At 72.1% G+C, this 23,021-nt stretch carries 20 protein-coding genes and 1 tRNA gene; 12 read left to right on the forward strand and 9 right to left on the reverse strand.

What is annotated here, in order from left to right:
• The 3 genes from WME73_RS33765 to WME73_RS33775 are packed head-to-tail and all read right to left on the reverse strand — an operon-like array spanning position 1 to position 4,356.
• Positions 1-1,557, reverse strand: coding sequence for a hypothetical protein (locus WME73_RS33765; RefSeq protein ID WP_437912193.1), 1,557 nt, complete (start codon positions 1,555-1,557; stop codon positions 1-3).
• Positions 1,558-1,594: 37 nt separating this feature from the next.
• A complete protein-coding gene (locus tag WME73_RS33770; RefSeq protein ID WP_437917454.1) occupies positions 1,595-3,232 on the reverse strand; it encodes a hypothetical protein in 1,638 nt (545 codons plus the stop codon).
• 20 nt (positions 3,233-3,252) lie between these two features.
• Positions 3,253-4,356, reverse strand: coding sequence for a hypothetical protein (locus WME73_RS33775; protein WP_437912194.1), 1,104 nt, complete (start codon positions 4,354-4,356; stop codon positions 3,253-3,255).
• Positions 4,357-4,577: 221 nt separating this feature from the next.
• On the opposite strand from WME73_RS33775, the gene WME73_RS33780 reads away from it, so the two are divergent.
• The 8 genes from WME73_RS33780 (at position 4,578) to WME73_RS33815 (ending at position 10,005) form a co-directional block, all read left to right on the forward strand.
• On the forward strand, positions 4,578-5,645 hold the full coding sequence (locus tag WME73_RS33780) for an RNA polymerase sigma factor (RefSeq protein WP_437912196.1): 1,068 nt from the start codon (positions 4,578-4,580) through the stop codon (positions 5,643-5,645).
• A gap of 120 nt (positions 5,646-5,765) precedes the next feature.
• Positions 5,766-6,707, forward strand: a complete 942-nt coding sequence (locus tag WME73_RS33785) for a helix-turn-helix transcriptional regulator (protein ID WP_437912197.1) — start codon at positions 5,766-5,768, stop codon at positions 6,705-6,707.
• 192 nt (positions 6,708-6,899) lie between these two features.
• Positions 6,900-7,451 (forward strand): sigma-70 family RNA polymerase sigma factor, encoded by a 552-nt coding sequence (locus tag WME73_RS33790; protein WP_437912198.1) that lies wholly within the window; start codon positions 6,900-6,902, stop codon positions 7,449-7,451.
• 441 nt (positions 7,452-7,892) lie between these two features.
• Positions 7,893-8,054 carry a hypothetical protein gene (locus tag WME73_RS33795; RefSeq protein WP_437912199.1) on the forward strand — a complete coding sequence of 54 codons (162 nt, stop codon included), beginning with the start codon at positions 7,893-7,895 and terminating at the stop codon, positions 8,052-8,054.
• A gap of 67 nt (positions 8,055-8,121) precedes the next feature.
• Positions 8,122-8,655 (forward strand): hypothetical protein, encoded by a 534-nt coding sequence (locus WME73_RS33800; RefSeq protein WP_437912201.1) that lies wholly within the window; start codon positions 8,122-8,124, stop codon positions 8,653-8,655.
• A 3-nt stretch (positions 8,656-8,658) separates the two neighbouring features.
• Positions 8,659-8,874: a hypothetical protein gene (locus WME73_RS33805; protein WP_437912202.1), complete on the forward strand. Its 216-nt coding sequence runs from the start codon at positions 8,659-8,661 to the stop codon at positions 8,872-8,874.
• 572 nt (positions 8,875-9,446) lie between these two features.
• A complete protein-coding gene (locus WME73_RS33810; RefSeq protein WP_437912203.1) occupies positions 9,447-9,662 on the forward strand; it encodes a hypothetical protein in 216 nt (71 codons plus the stop codon).
• 130 nt (positions 9,663-9,792) lie between these two features.
• On the forward strand, positions 9,793-10,005 hold the full coding sequence (locus tag WME73_RS33815) for a DUF1566 domain-containing protein (protein WP_437740469.1): 213 nt from the start codon (positions 9,793-9,795) through the stop codon (positions 10,003-10,005).
• A 280-nt stretch (positions 10,006-10,285) separates the two neighbouring features.
• Here WME73_RS33815 and WME73_RS33820 read toward each other — a convergent pair whose 3' ends face one another.
• The 4 genes from WME73_RS33820 to WME73_RS33835 form a co-directional block, all read right to left on the reverse strand.
• The gene (locus tag WME73_RS33820; RefSeq protein WP_437912204.1) at positions 10,286-10,984 is read right to left on the reverse strand and encodes a DUF4230 domain-containing protein; all 699 of its coding nucleotides are present in this window, start codon (positions 10,982-10,984) and stop codon (positions 10,286-10,288) included.
• Between the two features lie 215 nt (positions 10,985-11,199).
• Positions 11,200-12,516, reverse strand: coding sequence for a hypothetical protein (locus WME73_RS33825; protein WP_437912206.1), 1,317 nt, complete (start codon positions 12,514-12,516; stop codon positions 11,200-11,202).
• Positions 12,517-12,637: 121 nt separating this feature from the next.
• On the reverse strand, positions 12,638-14,968 hold the full coding sequence (locus WME73_RS33830) for a transglycosylase SLT domain-containing protein (RefSeq protein ID WP_437912207.1): 2,331 nt from the start codon (positions 14,966-14,968) through the stop codon (positions 12,638-12,640).
• A gap of 121 nt (positions 14,969-15,089) precedes the next feature.
• Positions 15,090-16,073 carry a hypothetical protein gene (locus WME73_RS33835; protein WP_437912209.1) on the reverse strand — a complete coding sequence of 328 codons (984 nt, stop codon included), beginning with the start codon at positions 16,071-16,073 and terminating at the stop codon, positions 15,090-15,092.
• Between the two features lie 129 nt (positions 16,074-16,202).
• Here WME73_RS33835 and WME73_RS33840 point away from each other — a divergent pair, with 129 nt between their 5' ends.
• The gene (locus WME73_RS33840) at positions 16,203-17,303 is read left to right on the forward strand and encodes a hypothetical protein (RefSeq protein ID WP_437912210.1); all 1,101 of its coding nucleotides are present in this window, start codon (positions 16,203-16,205) and stop codon (positions 17,301-17,303) included.
• Positions 17,304-17,380: 77 nt separating this feature from the next.
• Here WME73_RS33840 and WME73_RS33845 read toward each other — a convergent pair whose 3' ends face one another.
• Positions 17,381-18,829, reverse strand: coding sequence for an MXAN_5187 C-terminal domain-containing protein (locus tag WME73_RS33845; RefSeq protein ID WP_437912211.1), 1,449 nt, complete (start codon positions 18,827-18,829; stop codon positions 17,381-17,383).
• A gap of 81 nt (positions 18,830-18,910) precedes the next feature.
• Here WME73_RS33845 and WME73_RS33850 point away from each other — a divergent pair, with 81 nt between their 5' ends.
• The 3 genes from WME73_RS33850 to WME73_RS33860 all read left to right on the forward strand — a co-directional run bounded on the left by WME73_RS33850 (position 18,911) and on the right by WME73_RS33860 (position 22,422).
• Positions 18,911-20,011 carry a histone deacetylase family protein gene (locus WME73_RS33850; protein ID WP_437740476.1) on the forward strand — a complete coding sequence of 367 codons (1,101 nt, stop codon included), beginning with the start codon at positions 18,911-18,913 and terminating at the stop codon, positions 20,009-20,011.
• Positions 20,012-20,301: 290 nt separating this feature from the next.
• Positions 20,302-20,377, forward strand: a tRNA-His gene (locus tag WME73_RS33855).
• Positions 20,378-21,135: 758 nt separating this feature from the next.
• Positions 21,136-22,422 carry a hypothetical protein gene (locus tag WME73_RS33860; protein WP_437912212.1) on the forward strand — a complete coding sequence of 429 codons (1,287 nt, stop codon included), beginning with the start codon at positions 21,136-21,138 and terminating at the stop codon, positions 22,420-22,422.
• A 78-nt stretch (positions 22,423-22,500) separates the two neighbouring features.
• Here the strand turns inward: WME73_RS33860 and WME73_RS33865 are convergent, their stop codons facing one another.
• Positions 22,501-22,782, reverse strand: coding sequence for a hypothetical protein (locus WME73_RS33865; protein ID WP_437709444.1), 282 nt, complete (start codon positions 22,780-22,782; stop codon positions 22,501-22,503).
• Between the last annotated feature and the right edge of the window lie 239 nt (positions 22,783-23,021).

The following is a 23,021-nucleotide window of genomic DNA, read 5'->3' on the forward strand; positions in this document are numbered from 1 at the left end:
CTATTCAGGAAACCGAAACGTGTCGATGGCGATGCCGTCCTCCCCCGTGATCACGTCGCCAGTCCATTCCCAGCTCGTGCCGCCCGGGCCCGGCAGCCCGATCTCGAAGGTGACCCCCTCGAGCGTGAGCTGGTCCTCGTCGAGGTAGGCGACGCCGATCGAGTCGCCGCCGCGCCCGGGGCCGCCGTAGCCGCCGTCGCCTCCGGGGCCGCCGCTGCCCCCCTGGCAGGACCACATGCCGTCCCCCAAGGCGCCTCCAGGAGCGCCTCGGCCGGCTTTGCCGCCTTCCTCCGGCTCCCCGCCGTCGCCGCCTTGGCCCCCGTCGTCGCTGACGATGAAGCTATCGTGCACCGTCACCTTCGCGTGGAGCGCCAGGATCCCGATGCTCGGCTGGGCGTTCCCGCCCCCTCGGCCGCCCCGCCCCCCGCAACCGCCCGCGCCTCCGGAGCCGCCGCCGGCGCCGCCCTTGGTGGCCACGCCGCACACCGCGAGCCCACCGCGACGCCCGCCGCCCCCGCCGCCGCCTTGGCCCGGCATCCCCCGGGCGCCGTCGCCGGCCCCGTCGCCGTGCCATCCGGTCTCATCGATCCGCCCGCGCCCCTTTCCCGCTGCGCCGACGGCGCCCCACATGCCGCTTTTCCCGGTGGCGCCGCTGTTGCAGCCACCGTCTGCCCGGTCGCCACGTCCTCCAAGCCCCTGGTGCTGTGGGTTCGGCTCGGGTACGGGCTCGCCGTCCTCCCCATCTCCGGCACCGTCGGCGAGCCCGTCGCCCCCCTTGCCACCGGCGCTCGGGATCCCTCCCTCGCAGGAGTTCACCGCCCGAGCCCCACCCGGGACCGTCGCTGCGGAGCACGCGTCTCCCCCATACTGCCCGTCCGGTCCTTCCGCTGCCCGGCCCGGCCACTTGTCCCCATCGTGGCCCCCCAACCCGTAGTCGGATTCGATCCAGCTTCCGACGATCTCCACCGCGGAGCCCGACCGAACGATCATCCCGATATGCATTTGGCTGCGGATGAACATGTGATCGATGACCGAGACCCCGTCCGCTGCCCCCGTGTCGCCGGCGCGGGCCGGCTCGACGATCAGCGCGATCTGCCCGACCGAGGGGGGAATGAGCTTGCTCATGCTCTGCGACAGGGTTTGAATCTCCTTCACGCGTTCCCATTCGAACGTGTCGAAGCCTCCGTAGATATCCACCCCGGAGGGCAGCGTGAGGGACTCGTCGAAGCCATCGTTGTTGGCGAACACGCGACCGCGTCCGGTGCGCGCAAGCTCGATGCCGCGCTGGATGGAACGAACCGGCCTGTCCTTCGTGCCGGGGTTCGCGTCGTCGCCGCCGAAGAACGGATTGTGGACGAACACGCCGCAGCCATCGACCGCCTTGCCGTTCGCAAGGTGCTCCAGGCAGACGGACTCGGGGATCGGATCGCCTCCACACGTCGAGGGTCCGTCGCACGGCGGCGCACCGTTCGGGTCGTCCACCCCCGGTGCGGTCCCGCAGCCGACCGAGGCGAGCGGCAGCGCAACGACAAAAAGGATCGCGGAATTCAGGTTCATGGGCATCCCTCGATGGCCGCGTGTCGCACGGCGCGATTCAATGGATCGGCTCGCCTGCCGCAGGGAAGGCGACCAGTTGACCTTGTGGGCCGCGTTCCCCTTTGCCCACCTCGTCCTCCGTGCCGGCGTTCCCCGCGAAGCCGCCGTCACCGGGGCGGCCAGGAACAATGGTGGTCCCGGGTCGAATGGCGAAGTTGGGCACCACGTAGGCGATGCCGACGGAGGCGCCGCCGAGCCCGCCGCCGGCATCGCCTCCGCGACCGCCCATGCCCCCTTTGCCGCCCTTGCATGCGCTCCACATTGCATCAACAAACCCCACGCCTCCGTGAGCGCCCGGGCGACCAGCGCCGCCCGGTTGGCCCGTTCCGCCGACCCCGCCCTGGCCGCCTTTGCCAGCGAACACGTCGGTGTTCGCGACAGTCAGGGCCGTGCCCTCCAGCGCGACGATACCGATGCTCGCGCCGCCATGGCCACCGCCATAACCTCCCCGACCGCCACAGCCGCCGCTTCCTCCCGAGCCGCCGGCTGCGCCACTTTGGGGGCGGTTCGTCGGACACGCAAACATGTCCCCGCGCGACTTGCTGCCGCCACCGCCGCCGCCGCCATAGCCGACGCCGCCCTTCGTCCCGTCCTCACCACGGACACCGATCCATCCATCGTCGCTGAGGAAGCCTGGACCCAAGGCGCCATCCGCACGACCACCGTCGGCGCCGTCTGCGCCATCGCCCCCGTCCTCGCATCGCGTTTGATCCGCGCCGAGCCCCGCGTGGCTGTCGAACTCGGGATCCTCCGCGAGCGCCGGCTGTCCCGGTGCGCCATCGCCGCCCACGTCGAGTCCGCCGTCACCGCCGTAGCCGCCCGTCGACTCGATGCCGTCGTCGCACGCGGTGACCACCGGAAGGGCGCCCACGGCAGCGTCCGCGGTACATGCGTTCGCGCCGTTGTTACCGACGACGCCGTCCGTCGCCCGCTCGGTGTCCGCGTCCTCTCCCGGCTCCCCGTCCTTGCCGTTGCCCGCGACGATCACGCTATCCTGCACGATCGCCGTGGCCCCCGTGCTCAAAATCACCGCGATCGACGACTTGCCATCGGGCGCCGAGGCGTCCGCCGCCACGACGCGCACGCCGGCGATCACCGACGTCACGCTGTCCCCCGCGAGCGCTGTACCCTCCGCCCCGAGGATCCGCAGCGGGATCCCCCCCGGCGGAGCAATGATCGTCGGATGATCCGGCCCGTCGAATGAGCCGTCATACGACCAATCCCCGCCGTCACACAGGCGCCCGCCCCAGAGGTCGACCCCCGACGGCAGCGTGATCGTCTCCACGAACTCCCCGCCGCACGCGTACACGCGCCGGGTCGCTTCCTCGCCGTGGCCTCGCCCGTGCGCGGCGAGCCCGATCGCGTGTTGCAAAGTCTTCACCGGCGCGTCCTTCGTGCCAGGGCTCCTGTCGTCACCCGACAACGGGCTGACGAACACCCCGCATTCGTCCAGCGCCGGCGCCGTGCCAGGCGCTCCCTCGCACGGACCGGGCGGAGGCACCGGATCGGGCTCGCACGCCTCCACCTCCCAGCAAGGGTCGGAGTACGGGCACCCCGTCAGCATGCTCGCGCCGCACATGAAGATCGCGACAGCGACGACCGACGTCGCCACGCGCCGGCCTTCCTTCGAACGCATCTGCTCGGCCCCCGATGTCCTCACCACAGCCCCTCGATCATCACGCCGATCTCTCGCCCGGTCGCCACGGGCGAGGCGTGGATCCGATCCTGAGCCGGCGTGAGCCCCAGGAAGGAGAAGTCCGTGAAGAAGGACGCGGCGGTCGCTGCCCCGATCACACCGCCGGCGATGAGCATGGCCGTGCCCGCGCCCGCGGACAGGTTGCGCTCGTCTCGGAGGCGGAGCAGGTCAGCGCACGCCGGGCGGTCCGCCGCTTGCCAACACCTGGACCCGCTCGCCGTCGCACCTCCGTTGAGCCCGTCGCGCCGTTCGCTCAGATCGCCGTCAAGATTCGTGGCCCGGATCATGAGCAGGCTGCCCGCGGACAGGGTGGCCGTCGTGACGGCGATCCCCGCGATGCGCAGTGTCGTCGGCCACGACGCTGGCTGCCCGGGAGCCTGCGGGCGCGCAGGGGGCGATGCGCCCAGGAGCTTGGGCACCGCGGGCGCGTTGTCCTTGGCGCTGCTCTCGGCCGCGCGTGGTAACTGGATCGTCATGGTCGGCTCGGTCGCTGGCTGCGCGTCCAGCGTCTGGGAGCCTTCCTCGCGGCCCGGTGCTCGGGCCCGCACCATGTGCTTGCCAGGCTCGAAGAACAGTCTGTAGGTCCGCCTGGGTAAGCCGATGGGCTTGCCGTCGATGAGCACCTCGGCATCCGGCGGATCCACCGACAGATAGAGCGTCGCAACGAACCGAACGGCCTTGGCCAGTCCGTCCGCGAATCCTTTTTGCTGCTCAGGAGAAAGCGCCTTGCGCCGCTCAAGGCTCCAAGCCAGGTGCTCCGCTGCGTCACGAAACTTGCGTAACTTGAGCTCGCAGAGGCCCAGCTCTCCAGCGACCTCAGCGGATTCTCGCTCTGTCACAGATGTCGAGTCGATCGCCTCGAAGGCCGCCTTGTACGCGGCGTGTGCCTCGGTCCACTTTCCGGATGCCCGAGCTCGTCGGGCGCGGCGAAGATGGTCCTTTACGATCGAATCGTCGCTTCGTGCGGGGGCCGAATTCTGGTCCTCCGCACGGACCGGATGCGTAGTGCCGACCACGACGCCAAGCATCAAGGATATCCAGAGCGACTGCGCGACAAAACGCATGCACGGACGGTACTTACGCCAGCCGTGGCGCGTCAACGGCGCTGAAAGTGGCATGACCTGAACGTTCCGATGAGAAAATCCCGCCCGTTCGGGGAATGCGGCCATCCCTGCTTATGCAGTCGCAGGCCATCAGGCCTACATGTCGCATCCTATCCGACCGACGCTGGAGCCGCCCTGCATTTTCTTGAAGCCCTCCAGACGGCTCAGGTGTTCTACCGGTTATGGGCGAGCCAGGCAGCACCCCTCCCGGCTTCGAGTTCTTCCGACGCCTCGCGCGGCGTCTCGGTGTCCCTGCGCGACACGCGGAGGACCTCGCGCAGGACGCCTTGCTGCGGGAGCTGGAAGCGAATCAGCGGATCGAGCTCGGGGAGGCTCGGGCGGCCTACGGTGCCACCATCGTCCGGAACCAGGCGCGGAACCACCTCCGGAACGCACGCCGTCGGGGGGAGGTCCTGACCTCGTTCGACGATCACGAACCTCAGGCGGAGTGCCCGACCCCGGAAGAGATGCTCCGCAGGCAGCAGCGGGAGGCGCTTCTCCGCGACCTGATCAACCAGGTCGACCCCAACTACCGCGACGTCTTGATCAAGCACGCGCTCGAGGAGGTGCCGCTCATCGAGATCGCCTCCGAGCTGGGGCTCAACCCGAAGACGGTGAGTACACACTACCTCCGAGCGCTCGAGGACCTCGCCGCGGCGGTGAAACGCCGGAGGGCGCGGCAACGCTCGCGCGGATGGGACGACGCTGCATGCGTCCCGTTCGCCGTCGATCTGCGGGGCCGCGAGGGGTGGCTGAGCAAGCTAGGCCGCCTGAGCATCAAGATCCTGGTGCAGGGAACGGTCGTCGTGCTGACCGGAGCCGTCGTCGCGACGTTGCCGGACTCGCTCAGCCCGGAGTCGTGGCTGCGGGCAGCGGTGGTGCGCACTCGTGCGCCCGCACTTACGGTGGAGGAGATCGCGCAGCCGCCGGTCCAACTTCCCATGCGCGCGGCCGCCGCGCCGACCGCGCCGACTGCCCAGGAGATCGCGCAGCCGGCGCAGGACCGAGACGCACGGGGGCCTGCTCCGTCAGGCGCGCCGGTTCGTCGTACCCCGTTCCCCGTCCGCGCCGTGGTCCCAGCCGTCAGCGAGCGCGAGCGGAGCCTCATCGACGAGGCCCGAAGGGCCATCGAAGACCATAACGCGGTCGCGGAGGCAGAGGCGCGCCGCTTGCTTGAGACACATGCACGGGAGTTCCCGCAAGGGCAGCTCGCCGCGGAGCGTGAAGCGCTCCTAACGCAAGTTCGCTGAGTCCCCGGCGTCCCTCCGACAGCCAGCAGGCGGTGACGCAAGTGATGTCGTCGGACAGCACAAGGCCGAGATCTGCCTTGCGTCCAGACAAGGACGTGCGCGTCCAGGAGACGAAACGCGATGAATACGATGGAGGATCTACTCGGTGCGATGTGGCTCATTTCGCCGCTCGGGCTCGCGATGATAGCCTGCGTCGCGATCGGCTTCGCGGTCACCGCGCGCGAAGCGCTTGGACGCGAGCGCGGGCTTCGCGAGGCGCGCGAGCACGCGCATGATGACGAGGAAGCAGCCCTCACTGATGCGAAGGAGCAGGCAGCGCGCGAGCGGGACCGATACCGGCGCCTACTGGACTGTCACGTCGACGCGGCGCTCGCAGAGCTGACAGACGCCGGCGCGCGCCCCGTCCCCTGGCCAGGAAGGGTCCTCGAGTCGTTCTGCGCGACGATGCCTTCGTGGAGGAGAAAGCTTGCCGAGAGCACGGGGTTGGAGCCGAGGGAGGTGGAGCGGCTGCTGAGGAGCGACCTTCCCATGACGCCCGGCCTTGCCCGGCAGCTGGAGGCCTTCACCGGCACGCCTGCTCGATACTGGGAGCGCCTGTGGCGGCTGCACGACAACCGCCGAACGGGCGGAGAGGAGACCGTGGTGATCCAGGTCGGCGAGCCCGTCACCAAGCGCGAGAGCTCGGCGCGTCCCGCATCGTCACCGGCGCCGAGCTCGGTGCCGCCGCCTCCGCCCACGATGCCCCCTCGCGCGCTCGACGTTCCTCCGCCCGTGGTGCCGTCTCCCGAACTCGCCGCGAGAAGCCCGCGGGCGAAGCTCCCGCCGCCTCCACTGCCACGGCTTCGGTCGCCGCTTCCTGCCCGCGCTGCCACGGGGGCGGAGCTCGCCCGTCGCGCTGGGACGCTGACCAGCTTCCCGCTACAGCGTGACGAACGGGGGGCGAGCTCCGCCAACGCGTCCGATTGGGAGGGAGGAGGCAGAGCGCTCTCCGCTGAACACGACACTGCCAGGAGTAGGAAGCCATGGGTGAGCGAAGCCGTGCCTCGCATTCGGAGGACGTGAGCATGCGACCCGAGGTGCGCGTCTTATTGCATGTTGGCAAGCATGCCGCCGCTTCGCGAACTGACCAGCTACGGCTGACGTCTTCCTTTGGTGGCGGACGTTTACGGGGAAGACCGCGAACCGGTGCCGCATGAGTGCGGCGACGCGGCGTCATCAGATGATGGGCGATCGCCCTCGGGGAAGGGTGAAATTATGGGACGTCTGTCGAATGAAGACGAGCGCGCCACCGCACACGCGCGCCTGTTTTGTCCGACGCTGGTTCGTGCCGTTCTGCGCTGGTTGGGGCGGCTGGGAGTCCCGCTGTGCCATCGTGCCGACATCGCAGGCCAAGTCTGGCTCAACGCTTGGGAGAGCTGGCCCAGGTTCGATCCGAAGCGCGGCAGGCCGGAACGCTGGTTGAACGTGATTACCGTCCACGTTGCCGCGCACTACCACGAGCGTGCGCGGCAGCGCAGAGAAGAGCTGGTCGATGTGATCGAGGTGCTCGATCCAGCGCCGGACGCTGCTGCGATGATGGAGTCCGACGACATCAGGACCGTCACCCTCGACGCGGTGTACGAGCTCGATCCGGATCTGCGCTTCGTTCTCCTGGCACACGACCTGAACGGACTCTCGATGAGCCAGATAGCCCAAGACGCAGGGGTACCTCTCTCTACGATCTACAAGCGGCGCACAAGAGCCATCGACGCGCTACGCGACGTCATCAGAATTTGGGAAGCCAGGGCAACATCCCCTGGAGAGTAGGACTCTACCCAGCGTCAAAGGCCTGGTTGTTCACTTCCGACGCGACCGGACGACCATGAGGCGGAGCAAACGGTCGACGCCCTTATGACGATCAAAGGGGGTCGTCGAGGTCTCGCCTGTCGGAGCTGGCCACGAGGACAACTTGAACCGCCGGCGGGTTAAGCAAGAGCTGCTCGACAAGATTGGAGTGCTTCTGCATGACGACGGAGCGGCAAGCTAGGTGCCGACGGAGCCGCGGCAGAGAGCTCCAGGGCCTCCGCCATCGAGCCCGCCGAGGTGCGCACATGGCCTCTGCGTCCCGGTTGTGGCAGAGCACTCCGAGATCGCCCTCGAGCCCTGAGCTACTCGTCGCCGGCAACGCGCCCCCGGTCGACCTGGCGGCCGAGGCGGTACCCAAGCGCGCGGAAGCTTTCTGGCGACAACCGAGGAGCGGGCGGCGCCATGGCGCGCGTTGATGGCGACGGGGTGGCAAAGCACCTTGACCTGCGGTGTTTACGCCTGCTCTGCCTCCACCGGCTCGAGCGGGTCGAGGCGCGCCAGCGGGCGGCGCTCGAGCGGCGCGGCTGGCCGGTAGACGGCCCCGGCTGCGGCCCGCCGATGTGACACGCGCTGGCATATCCCTCGCAGCGCAATTCCGCGAGCGACGGATCGCGTCGCGTGGAGGTGGCACATGCACACCAGGATCGGCCTGACCATGGCCGCGCTCGTCGGAGCGTCGGCCTGTGGCACAGCCGACGAGACGGCCGAGGCACTGACGGACCCCGACGGTAACGTCGAGGTGCCGCCGCGGAGCTTCTATGTGGAGCTGAGTCAGGACACGACGGCGGAGAGCGCGATCCCGCAGATCGTCCAAGCCGGTCGGCACGAGTTCGCCGCGGCCTGCGCCGATCGCCCGGACGCGGCGCTCCGCATCTTCAACCCGTTCGACCCCGGCGCCTTCGCTGACGTGCCCTGCGCCTCGATGGTCTGCGACGACGAGAGCGGCGGCGGGCCGACCCAGGATGAGAGCGGCGAACCGATCGGAGCGGCTCAGCGGCCGTGGATCCCCATCGGCTTGGGGTGCAGCATCTTCATGTTCGGGGCCGGCATGATCGCAACCTCCGCGGTGTGCCCCAGGGCGAGGGATCCGCGGGATGCTCAGCGCTGCTCCAATTACTCAGGTGCGGCGCTCGGCACCCTGGGAGTCCTCTGCAGCTTCATCTGAGCCATGAGCAAAGAGCTGAGGACCATCTGCATCCTGGCCTCCGGCGTGGCGATTGTCGCCGCGGCGTGGCTCGACGCGCCTGTTCCTGAGGGGACCTTCCCGCCCCTCGGCTGGCTCCGCGCCGGCCTACCTGTCTACCTGTACGTCTTCGGCCAGTGCTGGCTGGCCGAAGGTCGTGCCCGCGAGCGGCGCGCACGCGGGCTCAGGGACGAGAAGTAGCTGCGCAGGCCTCGGATCCCTCCGGGGCACGACCCGCCGAGCTCGCGCGCGACGTGCTCGGCATCGAGGAGGTCGTCGAGACCGAATTGGACGTGGACGCCGTAGTGCTCGCCTCGGCCCCTCCTGCCCCGCCCGCTCCACGCGCTCGCTTCCGACGCAACCGGCGACGCCCCCAGCCGATCCTCTGCCGAGGACCGCGGATGAGCTCCGCGATCCCATCTCCGGGGGCGAGGGCGCGGATCAGGGCGCTGGCGAGCGATGCGACGACGGCGGCCCGTGGCGATGGGCTGGTCGGCGCGACTCGTCGAGGCGCAGGGATTCGCGGTGGGGCCGCTTGAGCCTAACTTCGAGGACGTGCGATCCGCAATCCGGCATCACACCCCTCGGAATCCCGGCGAACGTGATGAACGCAACGGTTAAACGCTGCGCTTCTTTCGCCATGGAAACCGGCAACCATCTCCATGACACTGTCGCTGCTCCCACGACGCGCTCGGCCGAGCAGGTCCAGGGCCGCAACGCCATCGCGTTCGCGGATGCGCCTCGACCCTGCTCCGGGCTGCTACTGTCCTCCCATGCCGTCCACGCGTCGCCTTGCCGCTGAGATCGTCCGCATGGTGTCACCGCGCGACCGCGCGCTGCTGCTTCGGTTCGGCCTCGACCTGAACAATCCAACGGACGCGAAGCTCTTCGTTGAGGGCGTCCGGGCCGCCGAGGACGCCATCGCCGCGCAGCAGCGTTGGGAGCGCGCAGCGCTCAGCCCCTCGGACCGCACGCGATCGCGTCCCTAGCAATGGCCAGGCGAAGACAGAGTAGCTGACATTGCTCAAGCGCCGCGCGGAATGCTCCACTGCGCGTCTTGCACAGCAGCCGTATGAGACGCGCAGCGGTGTCGGCAACTGGGGCGTGGCGGTCGATGCCATGATGTCAATCGATGATCGGCGGTCCGGGCCGGCGATCGATCTGGAGGTCTTCCCGGCGACGCCGTCCGACGTCTTCTGGTCGTCGACGCCCTCCATCGGCAGCGCGGAGAAGGCCGTCCTCGTCAACTTCACGAACGGCGCATCGCAGGACCACACGGTCCGCGATCGGCGGCTCGTGCGGTGCGTCCGGTCCGATGCATCGAGCTGTTAGCGCGGCTCACGCCAAGCCGGACTTGGCCGCCACTGTCCCCGTAGCAACAGTCCGCGTGCAGTCGCTTCAGCGGCTCCTTCCCAAGTCCAGAACCATCGCACGCTCTCCGGCGGCCAGGAGACGCTCGCCGTACCTGGCGATCGTCGACGCGCCGTACCCCGGCAGGCTGCTCATCGCCTCGAGATCACGCGGGGCGCTCTCGGGGAGCTGCTCCTCGCCTCACGAGCGCGAAGCGTCGCCACGCTCGACGGCCCCGCTTCAAGGCAGTGAGGAACATCAGTCAGCCGCCCCCGCCGCCGACCTCGCGCCAGCGGATCTCCACCCGCTTCGCGCCGAGCTGCGTCGCGAGCGCCGTGATCTGCCGCTCGGCCTGCGCCTTCGCGCGCGTCATCACGTTCCCCTCGAGCGCGGCCTTCTCGATCGCCGCCGTCGCCTCCTTCCGGGCCCGCGCCTCGAGCTGCTCGTTGCGCCGCGCGAGCAGGCTCGTCGACCGCGTGTAGACGTACGTCTCGTCCTCGTCGAGCCGGGTCGAGAAGACCTCGGGCGCGGGCAGCGTGAGCCGCGCGACCCCGGTCTCCGGATCCATCGCGATGTCGCCCTCGCCGATCCGCGCGAGATCGACGCCGATCGTCACGTGGCCGACCGCGACGAGCAGGAGGGCATCGGTGGCCTGCACCAGACCGAACAGGCGGCTCTGCCGGTCGGCCAGATCCACGACCTTCTCGACGTGCACCTCCGTGGTCTCGAGCCGCGACAGGTCGCGGATCGCGATGACGAGCGCAGGAGACGGCCGCGCGACCACGCCGCTCGAGGGCGCCGGACCGCCGAGGCGCGGCGCCACCACGAGCGCGCCGAACCCGACCGACGCGAAGAGCGCCATGACGAGCAGCGCGATCCGCGCGGCGCGGCCTGCCTGCGCGCGAGAACGCGGCGCGTGGACTGCGACCGAAGCGTAGGGGTCCTGGAGCGGGCCTTCCATCGGGGGGGTCTACCTTGGAGGACCACGGGTGCGCAGCAGGCGCCCGCGGCAGCTCAGCTGGACACCGACCAGAGGCGCCGCGCGTCCTCTGGAGAGAGTACCGAGAACTGGAAGGCCCGAGGGCGAGAAGAATCGACCAGCCCAACCCATCCCAGCCCGTCCGCCCGCCCGCCCGCCCGCGCGGCGCGCCGGCGGCTAGGACGCCGCGACCCCCCTCACGCCGCGCGCGCCGCAGACCGCGGCGGCGCCGCCGCCTGCTCCGCCCCCGAGGACGAGAGCGCCCGCTCGAGCATCCAGTCGTCGACGTCGCCCTCGGCCGCATGCTCCAGGGCGAGCCGCACGTCTCGGTTCGCGCAGCCCTCGGCCGCGATCCGCAGCCGCTCCTCGGTCTGGCCGTCGCGCGAGCCCGCGAGCGCGAGCGCGGCCCCGATGCGGAGCTCGGCCGGCGCCCCGCCGTCCTCGAGCACCGTGAACGCCTGCTCCCGCGTGAGCTTCGCCGTCCGGTAGTCGGCGCCGGCCTCGCCCACGAGGCGGCGCAGGGCCGCCCGCCAGGCGGGCGCAGGCAGACCGCGGCGCCCGAGGAGCGCCACCGCGCGCCCCGCCTCGTGGGCGCCTCGCCCGCTCCGCTCCCGCAGCAGCGCGAGCAGGTGCTCGCGGCGCCGCTCCGCGAGCACCATGCTGAGCCCCGTCTCGCTGGGATCACGCAGCAGCTGCGGCGGCACGAGGGTGAGCGAGAGCTCCTCGCCCCCGGCGAGCGCGAGCTCCACCCCGAGCGCCGTCTCCTCGACCCGCTCGATGCTGCCGAAGGAGATGAAGCGCTCGCCGGCGTCGTCCCGGAGCGAGAGCCCGTCGCTGCCCGCCACCAGCACGCGGCGCGCAGAGCCCTCCCTGAGCAGCGCCGCCAGCACCCACGCCGAGGCGCCCGTGACGACGCCGAGCGAGAGCGCCACGTCGAAATCGAGCACCGACCAGCAGAGCAGCGACATGAGCGCCGCGACCCCGACGAACAGGCGGCGCCGCGGCAGCGACGGCGCGTCGTCGTAAAGCCGCGCGCTCCACGTGCCCCGCGCTCGCCCGGCGGCGATCACGCCGAGCAGCCGCTCCGCGTCGACCGGATCGTCGACGCGCACCCGGATGACATCGCCGTCGTCGGTCTTCAAGGCGACCTCGCCGCCGGAGCTCGAGAGCCGCGCGCGCGTGAGCGAGAGGAGCGGGAACGCGCGCCGATCGCCAGGGCGCTCGATCCACAGCGCGTTGCTCACCCGAACGACCGCCGCGCCGGACGAGCCCACCGCCGCCCAGAGCCAGGCGATCGGCGTGTAGAGCAGGCACGCCAGGCAGAGCAGCGCGAGCAACGAACCGAGCAGCGCGAAAGGCACCATGACGGCCGCCACGATCGGGCCCGCGATCGGCTCCACGAGCGACGCGACGGAGAAGACGACGAGGAGCCACGCCAGCGCCGACGAGAGCAGCCGGCCGATGGATCGAGCGTCGGCGTAGGGCTGGATGAGGACCCCACACCGCTTGAACACGCCGTCGCTTCCAGCGGTCCCTGCCACCCCATCACGGTGAAGGCGCCCGCCTGCGAGTTCAAGCGCACAGCGCAATTTCAACGCAGGAGGAACCCCTGCGCTGCCGTCCCGACAACCGCGCTCAGTATGCGTCCGCCGGCGCGCGCGCGTCCGCGGGGAGCGTGAGCGGGAGCATCTCCACGGCCGCGTCCCCGCCGGCCAGCCACTGATACCGCGCCAGGTTCGAGAGGACGCGACCCACATAGGTGCGCGTCTCGTCGTACGGGATGCGCGCCACCCACACGTCGGTGTCCCGGTCGATGCCCCCACCGAGCCAGTGCGACACGGCCTTCGGACCGGCGTTGTACGCCGCCGTCGCGAGCGGCAGGCTGCCCTCGAACGTCCGGAGCAGCTTGCCGATGTAGAAGCCGCCGAGGCGCAGGTTGAGCGGCGCGCTCTTGAGCTGCCCGAGGTCGAAGCCGAGCGAGAGCTCGCTCGCGGCCTTCTGGGCCGTCGACGGCATGAGCTGCATCAGCCCGACCGCGCTCGCGGGGCTCACCACGACAGGATCGAACGCGCTCTCCTGGCGCATCAGCGCGTGAACGAGGCCCCTCGGCAGCCCGTGCTGCGCCTCGAGCGCGCGCACCTCGCCGGCGTACGGCTCCGGATAGACGCACTCCCACGTCCAGCGATCGGCCTGCGAGGGCGCGCGCTGGAGCGCCGCGGCGGAGACCGCCTGCGTGCCCACGCGGTAGCGGCGCTTCGCGGGCGAGAGCATGCCGTACATCCGGCAGAGCGCCTCGCTCTCCTGCCCGGCATAGGCCGCGGTCGCCTCGCGCTCGTTCTCGGCGAGGTAGCTCTCCGCGTCGCCGTCGAGCCCCATCGACGCGAGCAGCGCCGCTGCCGGCGGCAGCTTCACCTCCACCGCCCGGGCATCCCCGAGGGACGCCGGGATGAGCAGCGGCGGCATGGGCGCGCCCACCGCCGCGAGGCGCGAGCGCGAGAGCAGCGCGCCCCACGAGAGCGGCTGCTCCCGCATCACCTGCGTCCAGAGCCGCACCGCGCCGTCACGGTCGCCGCCGCGCAGCGCCGCCAGCCCGGCGAGCTCGCGCAGCCGCGCCGCGTCGGCCGGCCTCGCGTCGCGCGCGAGCTGCTCCAGCGGCCGCCGCGCGCGCGCGGCGCCGCCCGTCGACAGCGTCGCGAGCGCCCGCTCGTAGGCCGCGTCGTCGCGCCGATCGCTCCGCGGATAGGCATCGAGGAACCGGCCGTACTGCGCGACGGCCTCCGCGTAGCGCCCGACCTGCATGAGGAGCCGCGCGGCGAGCAGGCTCGAGAGCTCCCCCCAGCGGGTCTTCCGGAACCTGCGCGCGACGGCGAGGTGCCGCTCGATCGCCTCCGCCTCGCGCCGGAGCCGCGAGAGCGAGCGCGCCGCGAGGTGCAGCTGCTCGGCCTGGCGCGCCGACGGCGCGGCGGCGACCTTGAGGAACGCCGCGGCCGCGGCCTCGTAGTCGCGCGCCTGGTAGAGCGCCGTGGCCCTGCGGTGGTGGAGCTCCGACGCCGGCACGCCCGACACCTTGTCGAGCTCGGCGATCGCCTCCGCCGCGCTGCCCCCGGCGACCATGGCGTCGACCTTCTGGAGCCGCTCCTCCTGCGAGAGCTGCCCCGGCAAGGCGGCGAGGAGCGCCGCGGCCTCGCGCCCGTCGGGCGACGACGGCGCGCTCTTCACGATCCACCGGAGGTCGGCGTGCGCGAGGGCCGCCGCGGCGGCCTTCTCCCCGGGGCGCTCGGCGGCGTCGCGCACGCCGAGCTGGACGCGCGCCCGCGCCATCCGCGCCGCGGCCTCGTCGCGCGACCTGCGCGCGCGCTGGGCCGCGGCCACGGCCCGATCGGCGAGCGCGCGAGCCTGCTTGAGATCGCCGCCCTTCATGGTGGCGAGCGCGGCGCGCGCGAGGCCGGGCGCGCTGCCCGAGCGCTCGAAGTACGCCGCCGCCTCGAGGAACGGCCCCGCCACGAACGCCGCCTCCGCCCGGTAGCGCGCCACCTCGCGCGAGAGGAGCGGCAGCCCCTGCTCCAGGCCATGCAGCAGCTCCACCGCCTTGCCGTGATCCCCGAGCTCGAACGCGACGCGCGCCCGCGCGTACTTCATCGACGGCAGCGCGCGCTGCTCCATGGGCAGGGCGTCGAGCCGCTCCGCCGCATCGGCCCATCGCTCGAGCCGCACCGACTCGACCCAGGCGCCGTCCACCATGGGCGGCGCGGGCAGCGCGAGGGCGAGACCCGCGGGCGGCACGAGGGCGAGCGCCGCGGGCGGCGCGGCGGCCGGCGCGGCGCGCGCGGTGCTCTGCGACGGGGGCGGCCCGGCCGCGTGGTGCTCCGCGCACGCGGAGAGCGAGAGGCCGAGGACCCACGCGACGGCCAGCCGGCGGCGCGCTCCCCTTGAAGACGGCTTCGGTGGCGACGGAGCCCGTTTCATAGCCGACCTGGCGCGTTGGACGACCCGCCGGCAGCGCGCCTTGAGAACGGAGCGCCGCGGAACGGCGGCCTCCGCGCGCAGGCCGCTCGAACCGCAGCGCACGCGCTGCCGACCCCTTTAGCTAGCAAGCTTGGGCCCGAGGTCGCAAACAAAGTGTCGGGCCCGACGCGATCCACCGCTTCCCGATCTCCACGTCCTCCTCGAACAGGAAGGCCGCGACCTCGTCGAGCGAGCCAGCGCGGTTCGGCGGCGCACCCAGACGGAGCGCGGCGGCCTTGCCGAACGCGGCGACCACCGGGTGCGGCGAGCTCGCGAGCCGCAGGAGCTCGGGTACGAGCTCCACCGCCCCGAACGCGCCCGCGAGGATCGCCGCCAGCGGCCGCGGATCGGCGGGGCAGTCGAAACTCCACGACAGCGCCGAGCGCAGCACCGCGATCGTCTCGGGCGCCGCCGCGCGCGCCGCCGCCGTGCGGTAGCCGCCCACCGGCAGCGCGAGCTGCGCGTCGCCGCGGCTCGTCGCGCAGATGCCGTCCGCCGCTTGCAGCAGCTCCGCGGCGATCGGCTCGGTCACGCCGTCGCCGAGCACCGTCAGCCCCTCGATGTCGGCGGCCACGGGCCGCGACGCCTCTTGCGCATACCCCTCGAGGTTGGCGAGGAGCCGCTCCAGGTCCACCGCGCCCGCGGCGCGGCCCGCCAGCACCTCGCGCTCGGTGTGCACCGTCACGAGGCTCGACACGATGGCGGGCGTCCCGCCGCGCATCGTGTGCGACACGTCCACGCTCACCTGCTGGACGGCGGGCCACCGCAGCACCCGCGGCTCCGTGTCCGGGTCGACGACGATCCCCCAGGGCACGACGGCCATCGTCACCTCGCGGGCGCCGCGCTGGATCGGGGGGCGGTGCTCGGCGCGGACCAGCGCGAGCAAGCCGAGCGCGCTCCCCATCGCGATGAGCCCCAGCGAGAGCGCGTGGCTCCCGGCGCTCCAGACGGCCGCGGAGGCGCCCGCGAGCCCTGCGGTCCCGGCCGCGGCGAGCGCGCCGGTCGAGCCGGGCTCCGGGTGGAGCCACACGTAGCGGAAATCCGGCGGAGGCAGCTTGCGCAGCACGGTGACGACCCCGGACGACAAATCTAGGCTGCCGCGCCACCGCGCGCCACCGGGTGCGCCGGATCGCCCGCGCGCACCACGCCGATCGCGGCGTTCCACGCGCGCTGCGCGGTGGTAGCTTCGCGGGCGGTGCTGCTCTCCCGCGTCCGCCTCGTCCATCTCGGCCCGTTCGAGGACCTCTCGCTCTCGCTCGAGGACGCTGCCGGCGCGCCGCGCCGTCTCGTGGTCCTCTTCGGCGGCGACGGCGTGGGCAAGACCTCGATCCTGTCGGCGATCGCGTCGACCCGGCCCGGGTACGCGGTCGCGCAGCCGAGGCCGCGCGGAGACGACGGCTCGCAGCCGCTCGTCGTCGCCGACTGGATGCTCGGCACGGACGACCCGGCGCGCGCGCACCCGCTGCGGGTCACGAGCCCGAGCGCGCGCCTCGACGAGCCCGAGGACGCGGCGATCTTGCGGCGGAGGGAGCAGTCGCTGTTCGAGCGGCGCGCGGCCGAGGGGGGCTTCGTCCTGGTCGCGCTCTCGGGAGCGCGCTGGTTCTCCCGCAGCGCGATCGTGCTGACGACGCCCGAGCGCAGCGTCCTCCGCTACGACGTGCGCGCGGCCGCGAGCTTCGACGACGCGACGCGCACCGACCTCGCCCGCGAGACGAAGCAGGTGCTCTCGTTCGTCCCGATCGCGGCGGCGCTCGCGCGCGACGGCCGGAAGAGCCGGCCGGAGGTGCTCTCCGACGTGCAGCCGGACGCTCGGCCGGGCGCCCAGGCAGAGCGGCTCGGCGCGCTCGATCGCGCGCTCAAGGAGGTGCTCGAGGCGCTGCTCGACGGCCACGGCGTGACGTACGCCGGCGTCGACCCGCTCCGGCTCGAGCCGATCTTCGAGCGCGCGGACGGCCAGCGCGTCGACTTCGACGATCTCGGGCGGAGCGCGCGGCACACCGTCGCGTTCGGCGCGCTCGCGCTCCGCGCGCTCGCGTCCGCGCACCCGAGCGGCGATCCGCGCCTCGCCGAGGGCGTCGTGCTGATCGACGACATCGAGGCGCAGCAGCCGGTGCACCGCCAGCGATCGCTCGCCGCACGCCTGCGCGCCGCGCTGCCCAACGTGCAGTGGATCGTCACGACCTCATCGCCGGCGATCGCGCTGGGCTGCGAGCTCTCCGACGTGATCGCGCTCCGCCGCGAGCCCTCGTCGGGGCGCGTCGAGCTGCACGAGGGCCCGGACGCCGTGCTGCACTGAAACACGCGGCGCGGCGCGCCGCCGAGCGGCGGGCGGCGCCGCGCCTCCCTCCGCTCCCGGCTCCTGCGCCGCGCGCGTCAGGCGAGCGGCACGGCGAGGAGCACGACCTCCTTGCCGCGGACCTCGATCTTGTAGCGCATGGGCTTTCCGTGCTTCCGCCCGAGCTCCTGCTCGCTCGCCTTGAGGCGGGCGACGAACGCGTCGCGGGTGATGTGGTCCACCGGATCGCCGAGCGACTTCTTCGCGGCGATGTACTCCGCGAAGATGCGGGCGTAGTAGGCGTCCTCCGGCTCCTCGAGCAGCGCCTTGGCGTCGGCCGGGATCTCCTCCGCGGACAGCGCGGCCATCCGCTCGTCGACCTCGAGGGCGTCCCGGAAGGACGCCGACGCCGGCGCGCGCGACGGGCGCCCCTCGGCGTCGGTCTCGTCCTCCTGCACCCCGAGCAGCTGGTTCAGGAGCGAGTTCAAGCGGAACACGAGCCCGCCGAGCTCGGCGTGCTCGATCTGGAACCGGAGGTCGGTCCGGCCGTTCATGATCGCGAGCAGGCCGTCCTCGATCTCGGAGACCGGCTGCGAGATGTACGCGTCCAGGAAATACGCGGCGATCACGACGAGCACGAGCCCGAGCGCGGTGACGCCGAGGAGCGGCCAGAACAGCGCGCTCGCGAGCCCCGGCGTCCGGAGCTGCGCGATGCTGAGCAGCACCGCCCGCCGCCCGTCGCCGTAGCCGTCGAGCGCGTGCCCGACGGCGCTGTACTCGCCGGACAGCCCGCCGATGTCGACCGTCTGGCCGGAGCGCAGCGCCTTCAGGGCGCCGTCCTTCGCCGGCGACGCCGTGAGCGCCGCGACCAGCTGCGGGGAAGCGTCGCGCGATTTCGCCACCACGTCGAGCCCGTCGCCCGACTGCATCGCGACGACGAGGACGCGCCCGCTCGTGCGCTCGCTCGCGTTGGTCAGCCGCTCGTCGTTCAGCGCGGTGCCCACCGCGACGGCGCCGATGATCTGCCCGGCGTCGCTGCGGATGGGCGCGTAGGACGCGAGCAGCTGCTCGTTGCGCGCCCGGCTGACCCACACGTCCGAGCCGGTCACCCCCTGCTCGATGGCGAGCATCAGCGACGGGTAGACGGCGCCGAGGTTGTCTCCGCGCATGAGCGCGGAGGCGTTCCGTCCGAGCACCACGCCCTTGGTGTCCACCAGGACCACGAGGGAGGGCGGGGTCCTGGCCAGCTCGGGCGAGGCGGCGACCGCCTCCCGGATGGCGTTGGCGGCGCTGGTGGCCGCCTCGGCGCGGGCCGGGGCGGTGCCGGCGTTGAACGGCTCGCGCAGCTTCGGGTCGCTCGCGTGGGAGTCGAGCCACCGCTCCAGCACGAGGCCGTCCACCTGGAGCTGCGCCATGGCGGCCGCGAGCGCGCGCGGCGCCTCGCCGGGGCGCCCGATCTCCGCGAGGGAGGCGCGCGTGAGGGCGTAAAAAAGCCCTCCGACCATGAGGACAATCACGGCGAAGACTGCGATGATCTTTCCGCGCATCCTGCGTCTCCACTCCTTCTTTCCGGGGCTCAGGGCAAGCTACCATCCGCTGCGGCGCTGCTACAACTCTCCACCCAGCTCATGGTGCACTTGAATCAGCCGCACTCCGAAGCCCCGCGCCTCTACGTCGTCGACGACGCGCTGTTCGAGCAACATCGCTCGCGAGGCGCGCACCCTGAGCGCCCGGAGCGCCTCGAAGCCGCCCGCCGCGCCATCGAGCGCTGCGCCGCGGCCGGCCTCTCGCTGGAGCACGTGGCGTCGCGCGACGCCACCGAGGAAGAGCTCGCCCGGGTGCACGCCCCGCGGTACCTGGAGTCGCTCGGCCGGCTCAGCGGCCACTATGCGGCGCTCGACCCCGACACGTACGTGGTCCCGCGCTCGGTCGAGGCGGCGAGGCGCGGCGCGGGCGCCGCGGTGGCGCTGGTCGACGCGGTGCTCGCCGGCCCCGGCCGGCTCGGGGTCGCGCTGCTCCGTCCGCCCGGCCACCACGCCACGCGCGACGCCGGCATGGGCTTCTGTCTCCTGAACAACGTCGCCGTGGCGGCGCGGGCGGCGCTGAGCAGCGGGCTCTCGCGGGTCGCGGTGGTCGACTTCGACGTGCACCACGGCAACGGCACGCAGGACATCTTCTGGGACGATCCGCGGGTGCTGTTCTGCTCGCTGCACCAGTGGCCATTCTATCCCGGCACCGGCGCCGCCAGCGAGCTCGGCGGAGGCGACGGCGCCGGTTACACGGTGAACGTGCCGCTGTCCGACGGCGCGACGGACGCGGTCTACGAGGCTGCGTTCGACGAGCTCCTCCTTCCGGTGCTCGACGAGTATGCGCCCGAGCTGATCCTGGTCTCGGCGGGGTTCGACGCGCACGAGCGCGATCCGATGGCGGCGATGAAGCTGTCGCGCGCCGCGTACGCGGCGATGGGCCGCCGGCTCGCGGCGATGGCGACCGCGAAGGCGGGGGGGCGGCTCGCCATCTTCCTGGAGGGCGGCTACGACCTGACCGCGCTCGAGGGCTCGCTCACGGCGGCGCTGCTCGCGGCGTCCGGCTGCGAGGCAGCAGACGACCCGGCTGGAGCGTCGGTGCCGCCGGCGCAGCCCGCGCAGCGCGCGCCGATCTCGACCCGCCACCGCGCGGACCTGGACCGGGCGCGCCGGGCCGCGCTGCGCCGGTGGACGACGCTCTGAGCGACGCGACCGGCGGCGCGCGCCGGGAAACCGGGGCCGAGGCGTGAACGGGGCCGGGGCGGAGGCCGCCGGGGAGCCGCTGTCCCGCGGGGATCCTCTGCCTGGAGGAGGTCGGCGCCTCCTTTGGAGGGGGTCAGGGTGGGAAGGCGGGGCGGGAAAGCGGGGAGCTCGAAAGGTGGGCGATCCAGGGTGCGGCTAGAAGAGCGACACGCGGTGCGTTTCCGTGATTGCACTCTGCGCGGAGCTGAGTATTCTGCCAGGCCTTCGCAGCCCACGGGCCGTGAAGAACGGTGGGTATAGCTCAGTTGGTAGAGCACTGGATTGTGGCTCCAGTTGTCGCGGGTTCGAATCCCGTTACTCACCCCAGGTAGGACAGGCCGAGGCCGCCCAGCAGCGGCGGCCTCGGGGTCTCGTCGGCGCGAGAGCACGAAGGCGGAGCCGCAGGCACGCTGATTCGTGCCCGCCGGGCTCCTCGCTGGCGCTCCACGAGTTCGACCGCGACGCGTCGACAGGGAGCGAGCAACGACCGGCGCATCGCGAGAGACCGCGACGCTGACGCGCGATCAGCTGACACCTGACGCGCGTCGTGGCCTCGGGCCCCGAGCCCCGGCTCGACTGTGCCGAGCCGCCGCGCCCTGTCCGCGGAGAGCGACGCGCGCTCTCCGCGACCTTCCTTCCTTCCTCCATCCATCCACGAGCCGAACGGCGTTCCCCTTGGTCGACGCCGCGCGAGCGCGTCCCGACCCCGGTCCGAGGCTCGGCGCCGCCCGAGACCCTCCATGAGCGCGACCGCGCGCCACACCACGAGCGCGCTCGCACGCCACCACGAGCGCGCTCGGACACCCCATCATGGACGAGCTCGCACGGCTTCGCGAATCGCTCGCTTCGATAAGCGCCCTTCGCGCGCCTCGGAGCTATCGATTCATGGATATCCACCCATCGCAGTGAGCCGTTACCCATTCTCCCGGAGACAGCAAGTCTCATTTTTGTAACCGACTCGCCACAATCCCCGCGTAGCGTCCGCGCGCATGAAGACCACTCTCCCCGGGAGACGCGCGTCGACGGCGCGCCTCATCTCCGCTGCTTTCATCGCGATCAGCGCACCTCAGCTCGCGGCATGCGCCGTGGATTCGAGCGATGCCGCGGATCCTACCGAGTTGCCGGCCCCCGGCGCCGTCGATGTCGTCCGCCCGCTCACGCTCTCGGACCGCGCTCGTGTGCCCGAGAAGGAGCCGGGGTTCGTCGCCGCGGCGCTCGGGGACCACGAGCTCGTCATCACCCATGACGGCAGCATGACGCCCTTCGCCGCCGGCGACGTGCTCGGCGGCACGCAGGGAGGCGGCTACCTCGCCCGCGTCGTGAGCGTACGCACGATCGACGCGACGCGGGTGGCGCTCGCGACGACGCCCGCTCCTCTGACGGAGTTCATCACCGAGGGCCATTTCCACGTCCACTACGACGCGCGCGAGTACGCGCGCGCCATCGACGATCACGCCGCGCGCACCCGCGAGCTCGGCGTGGAGGACGGCGAGCAGATCGCGAGCGCGGCGGAGGCCCTGAAGATCTCGTCCGGCGCCTCCATGAAGCTCCTCGATCTCTCCTCGGCCTCGCTCCCGGCGTCGTGCGGGGTCACCGCGCACGGGACGGCGGCGCTCGACGTCACGGCCGAGCTCTCGCCGGCGCTCGACCTCGAGGTCCACGTCGGCCCGAGGGGCAAGCTCAACCCGGTGCCGGAGCTGAAGCAGCTCCGCCTCGTCGCGTCGGGCCAGCTCGACGTGAGCGCCAGGCTCCAGGGCACCGGCACGGTCACGGGGAGCTGCTCTGTCGATCTCCTGGAGCTCGCCGGGGGCGTCCCGAGCCTGCCGCTGCCGACGCTGACCTTCTGGGTGGGCCCCGTCCCCATCGTCGTCACGACGGACGTCGTGCCGAGAGCGAACGCGGATCTGGGGCTGTCCTTCACGGCCGCCGAGGTGGAGGCCGTGGCGCAGGCGACCGCCGAGATCGAGGCCGGGGTCGACTACAGGAACGGCACGTGGAGCACGATCTGGGAGCCCTCCGGCTCGGCCTCGGGCTCGGCCTCCATCGGCGCGCCCGGCCCGATCACGGCGTCCGGCAAGGTGAGCGCCGGCGCGGAGCTCCGGGCGCGCCTGTACGGCATCGTCGGCCCGAACGTCGGAGTCCAGGCGTACGCGCGCGTCACGGCGGAGACCGCGCCGCCCTACTGCTCGTACGACGCGCGGGTCGACGGCGGCGTGCGGGCTTACGCCGAGGCGGTGGCAGGCGTGTCGGTCGGCCCGCTGGATCTGACGCTCAAGCGCCTCGAGCTCGTCGATCTCGAGCTCCTGCGCTTCGACGGACCGCGCGCCTCGGGCCCGCTCCGCGACGCGCCCGAGTGCGACGCGGAGCCCTGATCGCGCCGCCCCTCATCGCGCCCTCTGTCCGGGAGGCGAGGCGCCCCCGCCTCCCGCGCGCGGGCTCGGGCGCCGCGCTCAAGGGTCCGCGCACGCGACGTAATCACAGGACGCCTCGTTCACGCACTCCTCGGTTCGCTCCACGAGGTCATTCCCCTCGAGGCCGAGGCACGCGGTCTCGCAGCTGGTCTTGCTCGGCGGCGGAGCGTCGTTCTCCTCCGCGCAGAGGATGCGGTGCTTGCAGAGCTCACTGCATGCGTTCAGGATCTCTTCGTCTTTGCACCCCGCGGCCCCCGCGGCAAAGAGGCCGAGAACGGCGGCGATGACGAGCGGAATCGATCGGAGTTCTGCGTTCTTCATGGGCAGCTCACCTCGGTTGTGGAACGGAGATTCTCCCCGGCGAGCGACCCGCTGCCGACCGGCAGCCCGCGTCAGCCCACGAGAAGAAGGCGAGCGCGCGACCCGGCACGGTAGCAGCGCTTTGCAGAAGGCCAGCGCGCCTCACCATGAGGCCACGCCTCCGCGCAGAGCATAGACGAATCCCTGGCCGCCGCCCACCGCGCGGCGGCAGCGGGAACGGAGATGACGCGAAGACCTCG

This window comes from Sorangium sp. So ce302 (genome assembly GCF_051530145.1).
Classification (GTDB): domain Bacteria; phylum Myxococcota_A; class Polyangia; order Polyangiales; family Polyangiaceae; genus Sorangium; species Sorangium cellulosum_B.